We start from the raw sequence: 17,253 nt of genomic DNA on the forward strand, positions 1-17,253 counted from the left end.
CATACTAATCTACCTGATTGAATTTTTCAGACAATAAAAAAAGATGTCAACAAAAGTAGCATCTTTGAGACATCCTTTTTAATAACCAAAAATGATAATTACAACAACAATAGCAGCAATAAACCCTACTAAATCAGCTAGTAATCCTACCTTTAGTGCATCTCCCATTTTTTTGATTCCTACTGCTCCGAAATAGACTGTTAAAACATAAAAAGTTGTATCGGCACTCCCTTGTATAGTTGCCGCTAAACGACCTATGTATGAATCTACGCCATAGGTTGCCATTAAATCACTTGTTAAACCTAAGGCGGCATTTCCTGAAATAGGGCGAATGATTGCTAAAGGAACAATTTCTGAAGGAACTCCGAATATCGAAAAGATTGGCTTTACCAAATGAACAAATGCATCCATTGCTCCAGAAGCTCGAAAAACGGCAATGGCCACTAGCATACCTACTAGATATGGAATAATTTCAAATGAAATCGTAATTCCTTCTTTACCACCCTCTACAAAAGTTTCATAAGTAGGAACTTTCTTTATTAAACCATATAGCAATATACTTGCTATTAAAACGGGTAGAATCCACGCTGAGATTGAAATAAACCATTGCACATTTAGCCACCTCCCTTACGTTTCCTTCGCAAATAAAATAAACGATCAATTAATATACCACCAATCATAGAAATAATAGTCGCTAAGATAGTTGGCAGTACAATATCCGTCGGGGAAGCTGAATGATGAGTAATTCTAATAGCGATTACCGTTGTTGGTATTAATGTAATACATGAAGTATTGATCGCTAAAAAGGTGATCATAGAGCGACTTGCTTCATTTCTACCATTATTCAAGACTTTTAATTGTTCCATTGCCTTAATTCCAAGAGGTGTTGCAGCATTCCCTAATCCAAATATATTTGCCATCATATTTGATAGGATATAGCCAAGAGCTGGATGATTCGAAGGAACATCAGGAAATAACTTCGCGATAAACGGCTTAAATAAAGAGGTCATCTTCTTTAACAGCCCCGATTCTTCAGCTATTTTCATTAAGCCAAGCCAAAATACCAAAACACTAATTAATCCAAAACATATAGTTACAGCATCCTTTGCCGCTTTAAAAAGAGCAACATTCACTTGATCAATTGTTCCATTGAAAAGAGCAAAAACGAAACCTATTATTAACATGCCTACCCATATATAATTAACCATTGTGCTTCAAATCCAACATCATAAACAAAATATTGCTCCAATGCTGAATAAAACTCGTTTGTTCAGCATGTTTTTTTTCACTATAAAATATATTTCGTTGACCTATTACCTTACTTCCAAGCATGATATAAGCTTTTCCAACCTTTTCAGGTATATGATTTTCATCTTTCCAGCTCTTTTTTGGTTTAAACAATTGAATTTCAATACTAACTCGCTTTTGTTCCTTTTTAGTTAATGGGTATAAAAAAGCAGAGTGAATTGCAATCTTATTCTTATAAAAACGATTCTTAATTTTTTTCATTTGCCCCGAAGGTAGAATTTCTGTTAATTGATATTTTTTGAAACCTTGATCAAATAGATTCATGTGATCATTCCAATCATCTGAATCATTTAAAGTAACCGCTATTAAAGATAATCCATCCTTTTCAGCTGTAGAAACGAGTGTGCGTCGCGCTAATTTCGTGAATCCCGTCTTTCCTCCAGTGGAATATTTATATAATTTCAACATTTTGTTTTTATTTGTCCAAGAGTAGTTCCAGTCTTCTTCTAAGTTTGGTGCTCTATGATTTTTTGTTCCAGATATTTCAGCGAATTTCGGATTATTCATGGCATACCTTGTTAATAGAGCCATATCGTAGGCAGTGGAATAATGATTCTTAGTATTATCTAAACCATGAGGATTGGTAAATGATGTATTTTCCATCCCAATTTCTTCAGCTTTTTGATTCATTAGAAGGACAAATCCATCCAAGCTTCCTCCTACATGCTCTGCTATTGCTACTGCTGCATCATTTCCGGATCGTAACATTAAACCATAGACCAAATCTTCAAGCTTCATTTTTTGACCTTGCTTTAAAAACAATGAAGATCCTTCGGTACCAAATGCGTTTCCGCTTACTGTTACCATGTCATTTAGCTTACCAGATTCAATTGCTAAAATAGCTGTCATAATTTTTGTTATACTCGCAATACGCTGCTTTTGATGTGCTTCTTTTTCGAACAGTACTCTCCCACTTACTTGCTCCATTAAGACAGCATTAACCGCACTTACAGAAGCTGCTTTTGTATGTATGATGGGGATTAGCGTGGAAACTAATAGTGAAGTAACCAGCATAATTAGTAGCTTTTTTATGTGCATGAAGGACCTCATCCTTTTCTTGTTTTGTACAAGTCTATGCAAAAGGACAAGTGTTATGACAAGAGGTTACTGTAAAAAATCAATCACTTTTTTTAAAATTAAAAAAACCTTAAAAACTAATAGTCTGTCAAAAGAGAAAAGAAGCCTTTTTTAACAGACTAAAAATTTTTTAATATGGAGACCATTGTAACTTCTGTGCCTTTTGAAAACGAATTGCGACAGCTGGCCAATTCACAATATTCCACCATTGGTCCACATAATCTCCACGCTTATTTTTATACTGTAAATAGTAGGCATGCTCCCATACATCTAAAACTAGTAGTGGAATAGTATCCCATTGAGTTAAGAGCATATGCCGTTCACTTTGAAGTATCTCAAGCCTTCTAGAACGAGGGGACCAGACTAGTATGGCCCAACCAACCCCTTCTACTTGCTTGGCTGCTTCAGAGAATTGTTTTTTAAATGCTTTATAACTTCCAAAATCCTTAATGATTTGCTGCAACAATGCTCCTTTTGGTTCACCGCCACCGTTCGGTCTCATAATCTCCCAAAAAATCGTATGCAAATAATGGCCAGAACCATGGAAAGCCGCTTCTCGTTCCAAATGCTTCAACAGTGAAAAATCATCTGTTTGGCGAGCTTCCTGCATTTTCTTTTCGGCCTTATTTAAGCCATCTACATAAGATTGATGATGCTTGTCATGGTGTAACCTCATAATTTCTTCAGAAATGTATGGCTCTAGAGCATTATATCCATAGGGCAGTGGAGGTAAGGTATGTTGACCAATTGGAACAAATAATTGTCTCGTTTCGTCATCATCCATTAAAAATGTATTTGTTTGGTTAACTAAAGATTGCAAATGGATAATATCCATTTCTCGCAAGTCGTCTTCATTTAATTGGCTAATGCAGGCCTCAACCCCTTCTATACTTCTTTCAAGCTCTTCACTTTTAACATCTTTTCCTCCGGAATAACGCTTAACCTCAGTAATCCAACTTTTTACTTGTTTCACATATTCAATAAAATACATCATAATATCAGCCTCCTTTTCTACTTTTATGAAAGGAAAGAAAAAAACATGAATAAATAAGTTCTTCCAGAAAAAAAAAGAGGCTGTTTAAAAAGGGCTTTTCAATCCCTTTTTAAACGCCTCTACGCTTCATTTTGTATGATTTTAAAAAAGTATGTTTTGTTTTACGTTTATTCTTACTTCTAAATAAAAGCGGATGTTTCGCGTTTATATTATGTGTTTAGCTTTATATCTTTGCTTTCACAAAAGACTGTTTTCACATGCTTTGTTGCCTATGAACAAGTAACGAATATGGGCTGAATTGAATTCCGCTCAGAATGCTCATTTTCCACTGCACGGGCGCTGAGTCTCCTATGCTTTATAAGACGCTTATATATTGAAAACACTTCATTTATTGATGTATTTCTCATTTCTTAGAAAAGCCTCTGCTATGCGCTATAAATAGTGATCGTTATCATTCGGGTTTTAACTAACAAAGAAGACGTAGTTCTTAAAGAAAATATTCACTCTTAGAACTACGTCTCAAATGTAAGTTTTATTAGACAACCTATTTAAAATGATTTTGTTCTACTTAGACTGTAACATTTTTGTTCGATAATCTGTTTCGTAGTACTCTAGTTCTTCTCGTATAGTCTGAAATCCACTTTCAAGCTGTTTAATCAATGTTGAAAATGAAACAGCAATTTCTTTATGAAATTTGATTGAATTTCTTCCTGTATAAGCTGAACGACTATCTTCAAACCATGCATCATTTTTTGGAGAGAAAAATTCTTCAATACACTGATGATATATCTTATAAAGTGTTTTTTCAGCTGCACCTTTATGAAATACTTCGTTACTCACTATGATTTTACAAGCTTCATAGCCTTCAGCACAAAACACTTCTAATCTTCGCAAATTTGCAAGTAAGCTTTTATAATAATGTTCATCTCCACTTTGCTCTTCTTGAAGGCTACTGATTGTCGTTTTATTGATATACTCTTCTAAAACAGTTACAGTAGATGCTAAAAACTTTGTTACTTCCTCAAGCTGTGTCTTAACGATTGTATTTCCCATTTTGAATTCCCCCACTTAAAATGATAATTGATTTTCCTATATCTTTATTATTTAGTCTACAGTTTGTTTGACCAATAATTCAACTTTCTCAAAATCTATATCTTTAAAATATTTCGCGAATTCAAGCTGTGAACTAATAAAAATTCTCTTACGTTGATAATTACTCGGATTGTGCAATAAACAAACTAACGCCACTATGTCCTTAAAGTAAATATCTCTTTCACCCACTTTAAAAAGCGGATTGGACGTATAAGGTACATACTGTTCAAATGATTCTTCAAAAAATCTAACATATAGTACATGTAGCTTTTTTTCTTGACCATTTTCCATATAAATAACTTCTGATCTAGTAAAATTATCTTCTGGAGAATTTGTTTTTTCTTTTTCTAACTCATATCCCTTACATTCCTTTATTAACAATAAAATCCCTCCAACATTACTTTCTAATACGAAAAGAATGATAGAACGAAGAAAATATTCTAGATGAATAGAACTTTCCATCTCATATTACCACAAGATGGAAAGTTCTGTCATACCTATAATTTCTAGTAAACGTTATCTGTTTAATTAGGCAATCCGAAAAACAAATCTGCTTCTTCATCAGTTGAATCGTCTGGCAAATCATCTAACGGAGGTAATTCTTGAATAGTATTTAACCCGAAACAATCTAAAAACTCTTTCGTAGTTCCATACAAAATGGCTCTGCCGGGACCATCTACTCTGCCTACTTCCTTAATTAATGCTTTTGCAGTTAAGGTTTGTAGTGATCGATCCGTTTTCACACCTCGAATTTCTTCGATTTCAGCTCTTGTAATTGGCTGCTTATAGGCAATGATTGCTAACGTTTCTAAAGCTGCCTGTGAAAGAATAGCGCTTCCTGGTGATTCAACTAGCTTCTTTAAGTAACCTGAGTGTTTCTTTTTTGTAACGAGCTGAAATACACCACCAACTTCTATAATCATTAAGCCTCTTTCTTTCTTTTTATATTGTTCCTTTAATGATTCTAAAAGGCTTGTTGCCTCCAACACGGTAACATCTAGCACAGTTGTTATTTGTTGTAACGAGATACCTTCATCACCAGCAGCAAATAACAATGCTTCTAATATTCCATAGGTTTCTTTTTTATCCATTTGTCATTACACCTTCCTTGTTAGCAATAAATAAATCAGCAAAATTATTCTCTTGTTCAGCGTATATTTCATCGCGTTTAAGCAATTCTAATATCGCCAAAAATGTAATGACAATATGCTCTTTATCTTGATATGGGAACAGCTTAAAAAAACTCACTCTTCCTGAAATGGAACGTACTTCATGTAGAATTTCATTCATTCTATTTTCAATAGATATTTCTTGCCTTGCCACTTTTGTATGTAATGGCTTTTGTAATTTTTTTCGACGTAATAACTTATGATAAGCGCCAAGCATATCATATATCGAGACATTAATATCTACCTTTTGAGGTTCTAATTCCTTCAATAAATAAGTTAAATCACTTGGTGGTTTTGAGAACATAAGGCTTCTTTCTTCCTCAAGCGATTTTAATTCAACTGCTGCTTGTTTATACTTTTTATACTCGATTAGTTTTTCTACTAGTTCATCTCGAGGATCTTCCTCATATGAAAAATCATTTTCTTCTTCTAGTTCATCTTCATATTTTGGTAAAAGCATTTTGCTTTTGATTGCTAATAAAGTGGCTGCCATTACTAAATACTCGCTTGCAACATTGAGCTCTAGTTCCTTCATAGTATGAATGTATAACAAATACTGTTCGGTTATTTCAGCAACCGGAATATCATATATATCAATTTCCAATGTGTGGATTAAATGCAATAGTAAGTCAAGCGGACCTTCGAAAGCATCAATTTTCACGTTATAAATCATTAATTATACCACCATTACATTTTATTACTGTATAAATCTTAGTATAGATGATTTCCATCGTTTATCCAATATAATTTCAAAGAGAAATCATTATATTATAGGCAATAGCCTATACGTTTTATCGAGTTGATTCATATGCTGACAGAGAAGTAAACCTTTTAAGGAGGTATTTATATGAGTGATGGATGTTGTGGTGGAGGTAACGTAAGCGGATTTGCGCTTATTGTAACACTTTTTATTCTTTTAATAATTGTTGGTGCAGCTTGGATTTGCTAACTCTTTTTTACCCGGTAAACAATAACCGGGTCTTTTTACATAAGGCTATTTTTAAAGTTGCCTATGAACCAGTAACAAATATAGACTGAGAACCGAGTGGAATACCGCAGAGAGGCGGATTCTTGGTTCATAAGCTGTTGCGTCTCACTTGTCTAGCCGCTCTCTCCATATGGTATTGATAACAACAAACTTTTAGAAAACAGCCACACAAAACAAATGCTACAGTGGCTTGTAATTCTCGATCAGCATCATTCATATGCTGGAACAACTTCGTGTTTGATTGTCGAAAACGGGTAGCTTATGTCCTGAGTATATCAAGTGAATGACCAGCGCGTTTGATATGACACCTTCTACAGTAAATTTATTTCTTTACAGGTAAATATTTGCTACAATTTCAAGGAGAGGAGTGATAATATGACTTTCCCAGCAGAATTTGTCTCATACCTTGTACAATTCCATGGAAGTCGTGACTATTTTGAGTGTCATGAAATTTTAGAAGAATATTGGAAAGAGGTTGATCCTCGAAACAAAAAATCTCATTGGGTAGGTTTTATTTTACTTGCTGTTTCCGCCTATCATCATCGAAGAGAAAATTTTATTGGTGCAGAAAAATCGATGAAAAAAGCTATTACCATAATGGAAAATATCACTCCAGAGATTATTACATCCTTAGGTCTTAGTTATGCTCAACTTCTTACATGTATGAATGCTTGCTTATTAAATATACAAAATGGGAAAAGCTACGAAAGCTTTAACCTTCCAATAAACAATGATCAATTATTACAATTATGCCGAATAGAATGTAATTCTAAAGGCTTGCCATGGAGTAAGCAGCACATAATAGATGATAGGATTATTCATCGTCATATGTTAAGAGATCGAAGTGAAGTAATTAAAGAGCGCGAATATCAAAAAGAACTACGAAAAGAAAACAGCCATTTTAAATGAATGACAGTAAAAGCCCTCCTGAAATGTTTTCACTAGGAGGGCTTTTATATATTTTTATATACGTCATGAGGTTTGCCTGAAACTGACTTCTCAATCTCCTGGTCATTGTTGCCAATGCTGTCTTTTCTTATTTCATAGACGAATGCCTAGCCTACTAGTTCATATAGGATTTTCACAGAATTCCACCCGTTTATTATTTCTTATAAATTAACAGTAATATATGTCAGATCTACACAAGAAAAAGGCGAAATCATAAAGATTTCGCCTGACATTTAAACCAGCCTATTTTGGTTCTCTTTCTTCATCGACTAAACACTTTTCCAAGAAGCCCGTTGTTAAATCTGTCGCTTCTATTTGTTTATCACTATACATCTCTTCAATTTGAAGAAGCATCTTTTTCCCGATTCCTTGATATCTAAAAGAAGGATTAACGGTAATATGTTGTATAGTAATTTTGTTACTTGAATCAAGAATGATCCCAATCACACCAATAATATCATCGTCTTCTTTCCATAAAAACAGCTGCCAATCGTCTAAAGACTCATATTGCTTTATAGTAGCTTGAAGTTTCTTAACATCTTTTTCATTCGGCATAAATGATAATAAACCCATGGCTATTTTCTCTAAATTCTTTTTATATCGTATCAGCATATTCTTACCTCTTTATATTGAAGAACATTTTTTAGTACATAATTGATTTAATATTATGTATACATTTTACAAAAAAAAAGACCTTCAATCAACTTGTACTCTTTTAGGTATTCTATTCATAACCTATTATCATACATTAAATACTACTATCCATACTTTTCACAACAAATAAGTCACTTAATCAATAGAATAAGACATAAACAATAGTAATTGTTAAAACGCTTACTTCATTATCACAACAATTTAATACTACCATAACTGAATATAAAAAATAATATCAAAAAAATAAATATTTCATCAATTATGTAGAGAGTTTAGGAAATAATACATCTACAGCCATATTGATTTATTAGGTTCAATTCATTATGCTTGATTAGTGATTGTCTACTTCAAAAAAAGATGAACTTTTTTTGACAAAGTGCATCTTTTTTCTAATCACATTCGTCTATAAGGTAATAGGAGGTTAAATACATGAAACGAATGAGTAAAAAATTTATATTAACAATTACGATGTTATGTCTATTACTTCTTCCAATACAAGCATTCGCTGATGCTCAAGCTGGCGATGTTATCGTCACATTAGGAGAAAATTTAACGGCTCAACAAAAGGATCAGTTGCTAAAAGAAATGGATGTTCCTGCGGATGTTGAAATCGTAACAGTTTCAAATGCTGAAGAACATGAATATTTAGGAGATTACATTTCTAAAAGATTAATTGGCACAAAAGCTATTTCATCATCAAAAATTACTCTAGGTAAAAAGAACTCTGGTTTAATTGTAAAAACAAATAACATTAACTGGGTTAGTGAAGAAATGTTTATTAATGCCCTTGCTACCGCAGGTGTTAAAGATGCTGAAATATATGTAACAGCTCCATTTGAAGTTTCAGGAACTGCAGCTTTAACAGGTATTATTAAAGCCTATGAAGTAACGGCAGATAAAGCTATTCCTGAAGAGGTCAAACAAGCGGCAAATGAAGAAATGGTTACAGCAGCAAAACTTGGAGATCAAATTGGAACTGATGAAGCTTCAGCTCTAATGACAAAAATTAAAGAAGGCATTTCAGAAAACAAGCCACAGACGGAAGCTGAAGTAAAAGAAGTAGTAGATCAAGCAGCACAGGATTTAAACATTTCATTAACAGACGAACAAAAACAAAGCTTAGTAGATTTATTTAACAAGTTAAAAGATTTAAATATTGATTGGAACGCTGTTGGTGACCAATTGAATAAAGCCAAGGAAAAACTAACTGAGTTTTTCCAATCTGAAGAAGGTCAAGGCTTTCTTGATAAAGTGAAAGCTTTCTTTGTAAGCATTATCGATGCAATCAAATCATTATTTTCTTAAATAGAAAACTATTATAGCTTTACAATCACACCTCAGGATAATATATGATCCTGGGGTTTTGCTTATCTATACATACTGCTTGGTATAAATAAAAACTATGTCGGCTACTTTTCATATTGTGAAACTCTGAAAGATCATTAATATAGTAAAAAATATTCTTCATCAGAGACAAATGTATAAGCTAAATCGAATTTCTGTGAATATATTAACTTACAAATACTATTAAAATACTCTTAAAGGTAGGTTGATGTTTAATGTCTCGAATTAATGATTACGAGGATTATCTTGCAAGTCAAGAAAGTAACTCTCAAAGTTCCGAAGGATTAGCAAGACAACTAAGAAATAGAATAGGACTTGACGTTGTTATTTATGAAAGAAATGGTAACCGTGCTTTCGGTACTATAAGAGAAGTAAGGAACAATGTTCTTATTTTAGGAAATACTCCAGGTAACCCAAATACTCCTGCTAAACAAATTTGTACTTGTAACAATCAAACACAAACGGAAACGTTCGCAGAAGTAATAATCAGTATTCGTGAAATTACGGAGTTTACCGTTAGATAAACTCATTTAAAGTAGATTAGATTATCGATTTTCGTAACATTTATATCGTAAATTAAAATAAAGAGGTGTCTAAAACGTTTGTTTAATCACTTTTAGACACCTCTATTATTTTGAACACTTTCAAATCCGTTATTTATTGACTTTTTCCCCTAATGGCAAATCTAGTTTAATGATATCTTGCAGTGTTTCTCTTTTAATCACAAGTTTTGCTTCACTATTTTCCACAAATACAACTGCCGGTCTCGGAATTCGATTGTAATTATTCGACATAGCATATCCATACGCACCTGTACAAAATACAGCTAAAATATCATTTGCTTTTGCTTTAGGAAGTGGAAGATCCCATATGAGCATATCTCCGCTTTCACAGCATTTTCCAGCAATTGATACTGTTTCTTCGACTTCATCTTCCATACGATTTGCTAGCACAGCATCGTACTTTGCGTCATATAATGCGGGACGAATATTATCACTCATTCCACCATCAATCGCTACATATTTTCTTACATCAGGTATTTCTTTATAATTGCCTATTTTATAAAGAGTTGTACCTGCATCCCCTACTAACGAACGACCAGGCTCAATCCATATTTCGGGTACAGGAATCCCTAAGCTTTCAGATTGCTTCTTAACTTCTTTCACAATTTCTTCTACATAATCTGCTGGAGGTAGAGGTGAATCTTCTGAAGTATATCGAATACCGAATCCGCCACCTAAATTAAGAACTTTTGCTTGGAATTGGTATTGATTGAACCATTCTTTTAATTTCCCCATTAATTTATCGGCTGCTAATAAAAAGCCAGCTGTTTCAAAAATTTGCGAACCAATATGACAGTGCAAACCTAATAAATCAATAAATGGATGATTTTGTGCGAATAACATTGCTTTTTCAGCTTGTCCATTTTCTAAATGAAAGCCGAATTTAGAATCTTCTTGACCTGTTACAATATAATCGTGGGTATGGGCTTCAACACCTGGTGTTACTCGCAGTAATATAGACATTTTTTTATTTTTTCTTTCACACATTTCTGCTAATACGAATAATTCACGATCGTTATCAACTACTATACATCCGATATTCTCTTCTATTGCCATTAATAACTCTTCTTCACTTTTATTATTTCCATGAAAGTGAATTTTTTCTTTTGGAAAACCGGCTGCAAGCGCTGTATACAATTCTCCTGCAGAAACAACATCTAATGATAAGCCTTCTTCTTCAGCTAATTGAATCATTGCAATGGATGAAAATGCTTTACTAGCGTATGCTACTTGTGATGATACTCCCAATTTCTCAAAAGTTTGCTTAAATCCTTTGGCTCTTTCTCTAATTAGGGCTACATCATAGACATATAATGGCGTTCCATAGCTTTGTGCTAGCTCAACAGTATCTTTTCCCCCTATTTCAAGATGTCCTTTGCTGTTTGTTCTACTTGTTCCGTAAAAATACATGATCCTCATCCCTTCTTTTAACGCTTGATTCATTAGATAATTTGACAAATGTAAAAGAAAATAGGCAGAAATCACGATGACCTGCCTTTTTAATAGTTGCTAAATAATTATTAAATTAACATAATATTAATACAACTTCAAGGGATGGATTACGAATTTTCAGGTTGCTTGAAGCGATTCCTCGGATGTACTATACTTGGGCGAATTTTAGAACCTGGTACTGATTTTCTTACTAAGATTTGCATAAAGGCAGCTGGATTAAATGGAAGTAATGGCCATAAATACGGTGTTTCTAATGATTTAATCCGAGCCAAATACAAGATATAAATGGTAGTACCTACAACAAATCCAGGTGCATGGAAAAGAGCGACACAAAAAACTAAATATAACCTTGCTAGCTTGTTCGCAACACTTAATTCCAAGCTTGGTGTTGCAAATGTTCCTAACGTTACAACTGCTACATATAAAATAACCTCTCCAACAAAAAGACCTACATCAATAGCAATTTGACCTATCAAAACAGCTGCAACTAAGCCCATGGCAGTTGAAAGTGGTGTAGGCGTATGAATGGCGGCTAACCTTAAAAATTCCACACCAATATCCGCGATAATAATTTGAATAAGTATTGGAATATTTGTTTCATCATTCGGTCCAATAAAAGATAAACTCGCTGGAAGCATATTTGGCTCTATCACAAATAAATACCATAATGGCAGTAAAAATACCGATGTAAAAATCCCTAAAAAACGAATCCATCTAACAAACGTTCCGACAGCAGGTGATTGTCTATATTCTTCCGCATGCTGAACATGATGAAAATACGTAGTAGGAGTGATAATAACACTAGGAGAAGTATCTACATAAATTAAAACATGTCCTTCTAATAAGTGAGTCGCTCCAACATCCGCTCTCTCTGTATACCTTACTAGTGGATACGGGTCATAGCCTTGTTTAACCATAAATTCTTCTACCGTCTTATCCGCCATCGTTAAACCATCAACTTTTATTGACTCAATTTTTTTCCGTATCGTTTCTACTAGATCTGGGTTTGCAACGTCTTTAATATACCCTATTGCTACATCGGTTTTAGAACGTTCTCCTACTTTAATAATTTCGAAACGTAGTCTTTCATCATGTATTCTTCTTCTTGTTAAAGCTGTATTAATAATAATATTTTCTACATAACCATCTCGAGACCCCCTTACAACCTTTTCTGTGTCAGGTTCTTGAGGTGTCCGCCCTGGATAACTTCTAACATCGACTACTAGACCTTTTGTTTCTCCTTCTACCAAGAAAACAACCAAACCCGTTAATACTTGATCCACCAATTCATCTATTGTATGTATCGTTGCAACAGATTGATTTACTAAACGGTTTTCTATGATGGAAAAAATATTGTGATTCATTCTTTCATGATCATTTAATTCTACTAATTCTTCTAAAAGATGAATGATGAAGTTCGTATCGCATAGTCCATTAACATAGTATAAATTGACATCTTTTTTTAATACTTTGAATTTACGCACTCCTAAATCAAAACTAACCCCTAATCCAACATGTTCTTTCATGAATTGTTCAGTTTCTTCTAGTTTCTTAGGTAAGGGTTTCTTCTCTTCACTTTTTGTTGTCATTATATCCGCTCCTTTCAAGAATTAATTCAACAGCAAGCTTTGTTATAGGAGATCCTTTTTTATAATCATCTTGCATCGCCATCTTACCGATATCTCCTATCCCGACAACAATAGGAACATGTAGAGAATCAATGTTATATACCGTATCTCCTGTAATTCGACCGATTTCCATTTCAGCTAAACCATACTTATCTACTCCATACGGTGTTAAATTACCATCTCGATCAATGCAGACATCTACCTTTGTCCATTCTCTTTGCCTTGTTTTTGATGCAACAGCAATAATGCCTAATATTTCAATTTCTGTATTCTTCACTAAATATTTCATAACTCTTTCTCCAGAGCCTTCACCTACAAAACCACTATCGTCTACCATAACTAATACCGGATCATGTTTCGCTTGTTTAATTAGTTCCACAAGCTTTGGTCCCGTAATATGGGTTGGGTTTCCTTGTGAATGAGAAATACATCTTCCTCCTACTTCTTTAGCAACAAGTTCTACTGTACGTTTTGCATATTCATCGCCATCCGTAATTAATATGACCTTAGACTTCTTGCTCATTATGGTTATTCCTTTCATTTTGTTTACAAATCGACAAAATACAGCCATTGAAATAATGAACCAAAAATTTTCCCTAAAACTAACGCCATCAATAAATAAATGATTTTTTCTTGAACGCCAATTCTTTTTGCTAATATCGGTAATACATTTAAAACTTCGGTAAGAGCTGCTGCCAACATACCATTAAAAATGCCACTTAATGCCCCTATAAAGGCAATCAATAATAGCGGGATTGAAAAGTACGCTTCATTTAAACTAAACCAACCACCCATTACAACTCCGAGTACGACAGCAAATTCATAATAACGAATTTTAGATTGTGTTTTTGTCAATTGAGTTAAGCGAGGGATGACACCTAAAACGGTTAAAAAAGCAACAAAACCAGCTCCAACAGCAAAACCACCAGATAGACCAATAAAAAGAATACTAACGATTAGAATGGTCATCGATTTCAACCATACTTTCTTTATTTTCATTCATCATGACATATTGATCTAAATCTTGTTGATAATTGAACATTTCTACCTCTAACGGACTTGGCTCCTCATTAAAGCGTTTCTTAAAAAAATGATTAAAGAATAAGATCATACCTACACCTAAACCTAAGCTATATGGTATTTGTAAAATCAGCGGTTTCTCGACAACTTTTCCAGTTAATAATGTGTATAATTTTTTATGCACTGCTGGCATACTGACATCTTCATGAAAATTCATAATTGTTAAAGCAGCTCCAATAAACAAAAGCAACCATACTAAAATAAAAAATATGACATCAAAATTCCGCTTTTTTACTTTTACTTCAATAATAGATTGGGCAGTACCAATCCCCTGAACTTCAAGTTGTGGATATACTTCTAAAATTTTTTCTATTACCTGGATAAAATCAATAATGACAATATTTCGATCCTTTTTGGTTATCTCATATAAATGAATATCTCCTATCGCTAATAATTTCTCTTTAGGACCAATAATTTTTGCAACGTCTTTGATAAATATTTGTTGCCCACCATTTACTTTGATTCGGTTCCGCATTCTTAGGTATATAATTTGTTCCATATTATCACCCCACTAACATTTCTTATTCTTAAGCATTGTTATAAAAGAGTAATGGTGCATTTGAAGTGGTATGGATGTAGACCTCTGAAAAACCAAGGTAATGGAGACAGCTTTCATTCTCGTGCTAGCTGTTCCCTTTTACAGAGCTTCCATTCATAAAAAAATGGCATTTAAAGAAATCAAGAAAAAACTACATGTATAACTTTATATGTCTAGTATGGATAGAGAAGGAAAACAACATACAACCATATATATCCACTTGCAAATTTTCAAACAAATGTTTATTATTAAAACAAAAGTTTAATGATAGGCGGAATTTCCAATGAATGAAAAAGAATCTCTCATTGTGCAATTAATTAAGGAAAATCCTTTTGTTACACAAAATGAGCTTTCAGAAAAAACTGGACTTTCACGTTCAGCTGTTGCCGGCTATATATCTTCTTTAACAAAAGAAGGATATTTACTAGGCAGGGCCTACATACTTCCTAACAAAAAAGAAGTTCTTTGTATTGGTGGAGCAAATGTCGATCGAAAGATACATGCTCTAGAAACATTAGAATTTGGAACATCTAATCCAGCTGAAAGCTCTCAATCACCAGGTGGAGTTGCTCGAAATATTGCTGAAAACCTTGGAAAATTAGGTTGTCAAACGGCTCTATTGACTGTCGTTGGAAAAGACCAAGAAGGAGAGTGGCTTTTAGATTACACAAAAGCCTTTGTTGATGTCTCACCGTCTCACATAAAGCCTAATGCCTCCACGGGGACCTATACGGCGGTATTAGATAAGAATGGTGAAATGGCTATAGCATTAGCTGATATGTTTATTTATGACGATGTTGAAACAGACTATATTGAGAAAAAGTGGGGATATTTCGCCTCTTCAGAAATAATTGTACTTGATACAAATTTTCCAGCAGCTGTTTTAAAGCATATTATTGAACGCTGTCATACATCAAACATACCGTTATGCATTACACCAGTATCATCTCCCAAAATTAAAAAACTCCCAGAAGATTTACATGGGGTCACTTGGTTGGTATTAAATCGAGATGAAGCGGAAGCTCTTTCGAAAATGAGCATCTCTAATGAAAATGATTTAGCTATTGCTGGGGAAATTATTTTAAAAAAAGGTGTAGAAAATGTAGTGATTACGCGAGGAAAAGATGGACTATATTTCGTCAGCTCAAACGGGCAATCAGGTACTCTTTCACCACCATCGATTAACATTAAGGATGTAACTGGAGCAGGAGACTCACTTGTTTCAGGCATTATATATGGTCATTTACATTCATTATCCATTGAAGAAGCGTGTAAACTTGGTATGTCTTGTTCAGCACTTACTCTTCAGTCTCAGGAAACAGTTCATTCAAATCTATCTGAACAGTTAATTTTAGATGCTGTTCAACAATACTTTAAATAGGGAGATCATTACTTATGTTAAAAAATTATATTGAATATTCTGCAGAAGTTTTAGAAGCAAAAAAAGCCAATAAACCAATCGTAGCTTTAGAATCAACGATTATTTCACATGGTATGCCATATCCACAAAACGTTGAAACGGCAAAAGAAGTAGAAGAGATCATTCGTCAAAATGGAGCAGTTCCTGCAACCATTGCTATTATTAATGGCGTTATCAAAATTGGGATTAACGAGGAAGAACTTGAGTTTTTAGCACAAAGTAAAGAAATTGAAAAAGCTAGTCGTCGTGACCTTGCATACCTTATTTCTCAAAAGAAACATGGCGCAACAACAGTTGCTGCTACAATGATTTGTGCTCAATTAGCTGATATCGAAGTATTCGTTACTGGTGGAATTGGTGGGGTTCACCGTGAAGCTGAAAACACTATGGATATCTCAGCTGACCTACAAGAATTAGCGCAAACGAATGTGGCTGTTGTATGTGCAGGCGCTAAATCAATCCTAGATATCGGATTAACTCTTGAATATTTAGAAACATACGGCGTTCCGGTTGTAGGGTTTGAAACGGATGTACTTCCAGCATTCTACACTAGAACTAGTCCTTATAATGTCAACTTCCGTGTTGATACAGCAGAAGAAGCAGCTAATATGATTCGTACAAAATGGGATTTAGGTTTAGAAGGCGGAGTAATCATCGCAAATCCTATTCCTGAAGCAGATGCTTTAGATGAAGCATATATTACTAATGTGATTGAAACAGCTCTTCAAGAAGCAAAAGAAAACAATATCACAGGTAAAAAAGTAACACCTTTCCTTTTAGGTAAAGTAAAAGAATTAACTGAGGGAACAAGCTTAGTTGCTAATATCGCTCTTGTTAAGCATAATGCAGAAGTTGGAGCAAAAATCGCTGCTTCTTTACAAAAATAAAAATTGTAAATACTCCTTACTATAAGAAGAACAGAAAACTTGCTTATTCTTCACTTTATAAGGAATCCTGATTAGCAAAAGCCAATCTATCCAGAAACCTATGGATAGATT

At 33.9% G+C, this 17,253-nt stretch carries 20 protein-coding genes; 6 read left to right on the forward strand and 14 right to left on the reverse strand.

Features of this window, described 5'->3' with window-relative positions:
• Window positions 1–78 precede the first annotated feature (78 nt).
• The 8 genes from BN349_RS09590 to BN349_RS09625 form a co-directional block, all read right to left on the reverse strand.
• Window positions 79–612 carry a spore maturation protein gene (locus BN349_RS09590; RefSeq protein WP_019242081.1) on the reverse strand — a complete coding sequence of 178 codons (534 nt, stop codon included), beginning with the start codon at window positions 610–612 and terminating at the stop codon, window positions 79–81.
• Window positions 613–614: 2 nt separating this feature from the next.
• Complete coding sequence (locus BN349_RS09595; RefSeq protein WP_019242082.1) at window positions 615–1,208, reverse strand: nucleoside recognition domain-containing protein; 594 nt, start codon at window positions 1,206–1,208, stop codon at window positions 615–617.
• Window positions 1,201–2,346 (reverse strand): D-alanyl-D-alanine carboxypeptidase family protein, encoded by a 1,146-nt coding sequence (locus BN349_RS09600; protein ID WP_019242083.1) that lies wholly within the window; start codon window positions 2,344–2,346, stop codon window positions 1,201–1,203. Before BN349_RS09600 ends, BN349_RS09595 begins: the two co-directional genes overlap by 8 nt.
• A gap of 169 nt (window positions 2,347–2,515) precedes the next feature.
• Entirely contained in the window at window positions 2,516–3,379 is an 864-nt protein-coding gene (locus BN349_RS09605) for a superoxide dismutase (protein WP_019242084.1), read from the reverse strand.
• Between the two features lie 564 nt (window positions 3,380–3,943).
• Window positions 3,944–4,432, reverse strand: a complete 489-nt coding sequence (locus BN349_RS09610; RefSeq protein WP_019242085.1) for a DUF3907 family protein — start codon at window positions 4,430–4,432, stop codon at window positions 3,944–3,946.
• Between the two features lie 51 nt (window positions 4,433–4,483).
• Window positions 4,484–4,933: a hypothetical protein gene (locus tag BN349_RS09615; RefSeq protein WP_019242086.1), complete on the reverse strand. Its 450-nt coding sequence runs from the start codon at window positions 4,931–4,933 to the stop codon at window positions 4,484–4,486.
• Window positions 4,934–4,995: 62 nt separating this feature from the next.
• Window positions 4,996–5,562, reverse strand: a complete 567-nt coding sequence (scpB, locus tag BN349_RS09620; protein ID WP_019242087.1) for an SMC-Scp complex subunit ScpB — start codon at window positions 5,560–5,562, stop codon at window positions 4,996–4,998.
• Entirely contained in the window at window positions 5,555–6,313 is a 759-nt protein-coding gene (locus tag BN349_RS09625) for a segregation/condensation protein A (protein ID WP_019242088.1), read from the reverse strand. Before BN349_RS09625 ends, scpB begins: the two co-directional genes overlap by 8 nt.
• Window positions 6,314–6,487: 174 nt before the next feature.
• On the opposite strand from BN349_RS09625, the gene BN349_RS25350 reads away from it, so the two are divergent.
• Both BN349_RS25350 and BN349_RS09635 read left to right on the forward strand, forming a co-directional pair.
• Window positions 6,488–6,589 (forward strand): YjcZ family sporulation protein, encoded by a 102-nt coding sequence (locus BN349_RS25350; RefSeq protein WP_019242089.1) that lies wholly within the window; start codon window positions 6,488–6,490, stop codon window positions 6,587–6,589.
• A 414-nt stretch (window positions 6,590–7,003) separates the two neighbouring features.
• Window positions 7,004–7,537: a DUF309 domain-containing protein gene (locus tag BN349_RS09635; protein WP_019242090.1), complete on the forward strand. Its 534-nt coding sequence runs from the start codon at window positions 7,004–7,006 to the stop codon at window positions 7,535–7,537.
• A gap of 282 nt (window positions 7,538–7,819) precedes the next feature.
• Here the strand turns inward: BN349_RS09635 and BN349_RS09640 are convergent, their stop codons facing one another.
• A complete protein-coding gene (locus BN349_RS09640; RefSeq protein WP_019242091.1) occupies window positions 7,820–8,188 on the reverse strand; it encodes a GNAT family N-acetyltransferase in 369 nt (122 codons plus the stop codon).
• Window positions 8,189–8,659: 471 nt separating this feature from the next.
• Here BN349_RS09640 and BN349_RS09645 point away from each other — a divergent pair, with 471 nt between their 5' ends.
• Both BN349_RS09645 and BN349_RS09650 read left to right on the forward strand, forming a co-directional pair.
• A complete protein-coding gene (locus BN349_RS09645) occupies window positions 8,660–9,535 on the forward strand; it encodes a DUF1002 domain-containing protein (RefSeq protein ID WP_019242092.1) in 876 nt (291 codons plus the stop codon).
• Between the two features lie 254 nt (window positions 9,536–9,789).
• The gene (locus tag BN349_RS09650; RefSeq protein ID WP_019242093.1) at window positions 9,790–10,098 is read left to right on the forward strand and encodes a hypothetical protein; all 309 of its coding nucleotides are present in this window, start codon (window positions 9,790–9,792) and stop codon (window positions 10,096–10,098) included.
• Window positions 10,099–10,227: 129 nt separating this feature from the next.
• Here the strand turns inward: BN349_RS09650 and lysA are convergent, their stop codons facing one another.
• From lysA to BN349_RS09675, 5 genes are all read right to left on the reverse strand, one after another.
• The gene (gene lysA / locus BN349_RS09655) at window positions 10,228–11,547 is read right to left on the reverse strand and encodes a diaminopimelate decarboxylase (protein ID WP_019242094.1); all 1,320 of its coding nucleotides are present in this window, start codon (window positions 11,545–11,547) and stop codon (window positions 10,228–10,230) included.
• A 149-nt stretch (window positions 11,548–11,696) separates the two neighbouring features.
• Window positions 11,697–13,178 (reverse strand): spore germination protein, encoded by a 1,482-nt coding sequence (locus tag BN349_RS09660; protein WP_019242095.1) that lies wholly within the window; start codon window positions 13,176–13,178, stop codon window positions 11,697–11,699.
• Window positions 13,162–13,740 carry a stage V sporulation protein AE gene (locus BN349_RS09665; RefSeq protein WP_019242096.1) on the reverse strand — a complete coding sequence of 193 codons (579 nt, stop codon included), beginning with the start codon at window positions 13,738–13,740 and terminating at the stop codon, window positions 13,162–13,164. The genes BN349_RS09660 and BN349_RS09665 overlap by 17 nt, the downstream gene beginning before the upstream one ends.
• A gap of 23 nt (window positions 13,741–13,763) precedes the next feature.
• Window positions 13,764–14,186 (reverse strand): stage V sporulation protein AB, encoded by a 423-nt coding sequence (locus tag BN349_RS09670; RefSeq protein WP_019242097.1) that lies wholly within the window; start codon window positions 14,184–14,186, stop codon window positions 13,764–13,766.
• Window positions 14,167–14,796: a stage V sporulation protein AA gene (locus BN349_RS09675; RefSeq protein ID WP_019242098.1), complete on the reverse strand. Its 630-nt coding sequence runs from the start codon at window positions 14,794–14,796 to the stop codon at window positions 14,167–14,169. The genes BN349_RS09670 and BN349_RS09675 overlap by 20 nt, the downstream gene beginning before the upstream one ends.
• A 322-nt stretch (window positions 14,797–15,118) precedes the next feature.
• On the opposite strand from BN349_RS09675, the gene BN349_RS09680 reads away from it, so the two are divergent.
• Together BN349_RS09680 and BN349_RS09685 are read left to right on the forward strand one after the other, a co-directional pair.
• Window positions 15,119–16,216: a carbohydrate kinase gene (locus BN349_RS09680; protein ID WP_019242099.1), complete on the forward strand. Its 1,098-nt coding sequence runs from the start codon at window positions 15,119–15,121 to the stop codon at window positions 16,214–16,216.
• Window positions 16,217–16,230: 14 nt separating this feature from the next.
• Window positions 16,231–17,142: a pseudouridine-5'-phosphate glycosidase gene (locus BN349_RS09685; protein WP_019242100.1), complete on the forward strand. Its 912-nt coding sequence runs from the start codon at window positions 16,231–16,233 to the stop codon at window positions 17,140–17,142.
• The last annotated feature ends 111 nt before the right edge of the window (window positions 17,143–17,253 follow it).

It is taken from the genome of Bacillus sp. AP8 (assembly GCF_000321185.1).
GTDB lineage: Bacteria > Bacillota > Bacilli > Bacillales > DSM-1321 > Bacillus_AD > Bacillus_AD massilioanorexius.